This is a genomic window from Verrucosispora sp. SN26_14.1, assembly GCF_004307965.1.
Taxonomy (GTDB): Bacteria; Actinomycetota; Actinomycetes; order Mycobacteriales; family Micromonosporaceae; genus Micromonospora.
Map to the genome: position 1 here is coordinate 1 of NZ_SISL01000659.1, position 2,442 is coordinate 2,442.

Here is a 2,442-nt window from a genome sequence, read left to right on the forward strand (position 1 = left end):
AGAGACAGGAGGATGGCCAGCCCGGCGCGCCGCTCGCCCCGGCACAGCGGCTCCAGCCACTGGTCGGAGATGCCGGGCCGCTGGCTGTGCGTCGCCGCCATCACCGCGCTGTGGTGTTGCGCCCAGACGAACGCCGTGCTGAGGCACCCGCTGGCGATGATCTCCAACGCGCGGGCCGCCGTCTCGGTCTCCTCGGCGGCCATCTCGCTGAACTGCGGCGGGCCGGCCAGACCGTAGAAGCCTTCGGCGGCGAGCAGGTCGAGGTGGGTGGCCGGGACGGTGTCGGCGGCGTCGACCTCCTCCGCCGTCGGGAACAGCACCTCCTCGGCGATGCGCTCCGCGCGGTCCAGCACCTTGGCAGAGTTGCTCATCAGTCGGTCCACCGTCCGTTCCGTGGTCAGTCGGTGTGGGTTCTGCGCACAGCCTAACGAAGACACCACCGGCGGCCTAGAAGCTACATAAAGACAGTGTTGTGTTTGCTGCAAACGACGGACACTATGCTGAGATACGTCAATCCACGGGGGAGGTCGCAGGTGACCGAAGATCCGGCAACACGGGCCGAACGGGTCGGCTTGTTCTACGATCTGATGGGCCCGTTCCTCGACGCCGTCTACGGCGACAACCTGCACTACGGCTACTGGTCGGACGAGCACGACCCGGCAGGCGTCGCGCAGGCGCAGGCACGGCTCAACGACGAACTCGCCAAACGGCTCGCGGTCGGGCCGGGCGACCACGTCCTGGACGTCGGCTGCGGCACGGGCGGACCCAGCCGTCACGTCGCCCGGGTGACCGGCGCCGAGGTCAGCGGTGTCTCGCTCAGCGGTCGACAGGTCGACCGGGCCGGTGAGCTCACGGCCGAGGAGGGGCTGGCCCACCGGGTCCGCTTCACCCGGGCCGACGCCACCGCCCTGCCGTACCCGGACCGGTGGTTCGACGCGGCACTGCTGCTGGAGGTGCTGGTGCACGTGCCGGGCAAGGCCCTCGCGCTGCGCCAGGCACACCGGGTGCTGCGCCCCGGCGGGCGGCTCGTCCTCGCCGAACTCACCCTGGCCCGGCCGATGGACGACGCGCAGGCGCGGATCTGGTCGGCGATGCCGATGTCGATGCCGCCGACCGTGCCGACCTACGTCGAGCTGGTCCGCGAGGCCGGCTTCGAGGTAGTCGACGTCGTCGACGCCGGGGCCCACGTCCGCCGCTCCCACCAGGCCACCCGGGAGGCGGTGGCGCGGGAGCGCGAGCGCCTCGCCGGCACGTACGGGCCCCGGGTGTTGCGCCAGCTCAGTGACGCGGTCCTGGACCTCCAGGCGGTCGCCGAGTCCTGCCTGGGCTACCTGCTGCTCACCGCGCACAAGCGAGAGTGACGTGCGCCGGCCCGGCGTCCGGTGCCGACCCCACTACCCGAGGAGGAACCCGTGTACCGACCACGCGCCGTGCACCGCGCTCTCGCCCGGCTCACCGGGGCACCCCGCGGGCGTGACTGGCCCGGTGGTTTCACCGACCGGCTCACGCACCCCGTGCCCGGCCCGGCGGCGGTGCTGCGGCTGATGCGCGAGCGTGGCACCCGCCCGGTCGGCGCGACCGGTGGCCGGGTGCCGGTGGTGGAGGAGGCGGTGCCCCGGGTCGGTGCCGGGCAGGCCGCGGTGACCTGGATCGGTCACGCCACCTGCCTGGTGCAGCTCGGCGGCCGGGCGGTGCTGACCGATCCGGTCTTCGCCGACAAGATCCCGGGAACGCCGCGCCGGTACACCCCGCCCGGGGTGTCGTGGGAGTCGCTGCCACCGATCGACGCGGTGGTGATCAGCCACAACCACTTCGACCACCTCGACGAGCCGACCGTCCGCCGGCTGCCCCGGGACACCCCGGTGCTGGTACCGGCCGGGTTGGCCTGGTGGTTCCAGACACGGGGTTTCCGCCGGGTGGTGGAGCTGGACTGGTGGGAGTCGACCGTCGTGGGCGGCGTACGGTTCGACTTCACCCCGGCGCACCACTGGAGCCGGCGGGGCCTCTTCGACACCTGCCAGAGCCTCTGGGGCGGTTGGTTGATGACCTCGGAGGAGACGCCGACCCACCGGGTCTTCTTCGCCGGTGACTCGGCGTACGGGCCGGCCTTCGCCGAGATCGGCGCGCGCTTCCCCGACATCGACGTGGCGTTGCTGCCGGTCGGCGCGTTCCGGCCGCGCTGGTTCATGAAGCCGCTGCACATGGACCCGGCCGAGGCGGTGCGCGCGTGCGGCGACCTGGGGGCGGAACGGATGGTCACCATCCACTGGGGCACGTTCGCGCTCTCCGCCGAGCCGGTGCTGGCCCCGGTCGAGCTGGCCCGCAAGGCGTGGGCCGAGTCGGGCCGCCCGGCGGACGCCCTCTGGGACCTGGCGGTCGGGCAGAGCCGGCAGTTCGGCACCACCGACCGGAGCTGAACAGGCGGCCCGGCCGGCGGTGGCC

3 protein-coding genes are annotated in these 2,442 nt (G+C 72.9%); 2 read left to right on the plus strand and 1 reads right to left on the minus strand.

Annotated features, from left to right (window positions below; translation table 11 throughout):
• Positions 1-371 (minus strand): acyl-CoA dehydrogenase family protein (locus EYA84_RS30530; protein WP_161595075.1); only part of this gene is annotated, 371 nt, incomplete at its 3' end.
• A 162-nt stretch (positions 372-533) separates the two neighbouring features.
• Between EYA84_RS30530 and EYA84_RS30535 the strand changes: the two genes are divergently transcribed.
• Both EYA84_RS30535 and EYA84_RS30540 read left to right on the plus strand, forming a co-directional pair.
• Positions 534-1,361, plus strand: a complete 828-nt coding sequence (locus tag EYA84_RS30535; protein ID WP_131057681.1) for a cyclopropane-fatty-acyl-phospholipid synthase family protein — start codon at positions 534-536, stop codon at positions 1,359-1,361.
• A gap of 51 nt (positions 1,362-1,412) precedes the next feature.
• Positions 1,413-2,417 (plus strand): MBL fold metallo-hydrolase, encoded by a 1,005-nt coding sequence (locus tag EYA84_RS30540; protein WP_131057682.1) that lies wholly within the window; start codon positions 1,413-1,415, stop codon positions 2,415-2,417.
• Positions 2,418-2,442: the final 25 nt, after the last annotated feature.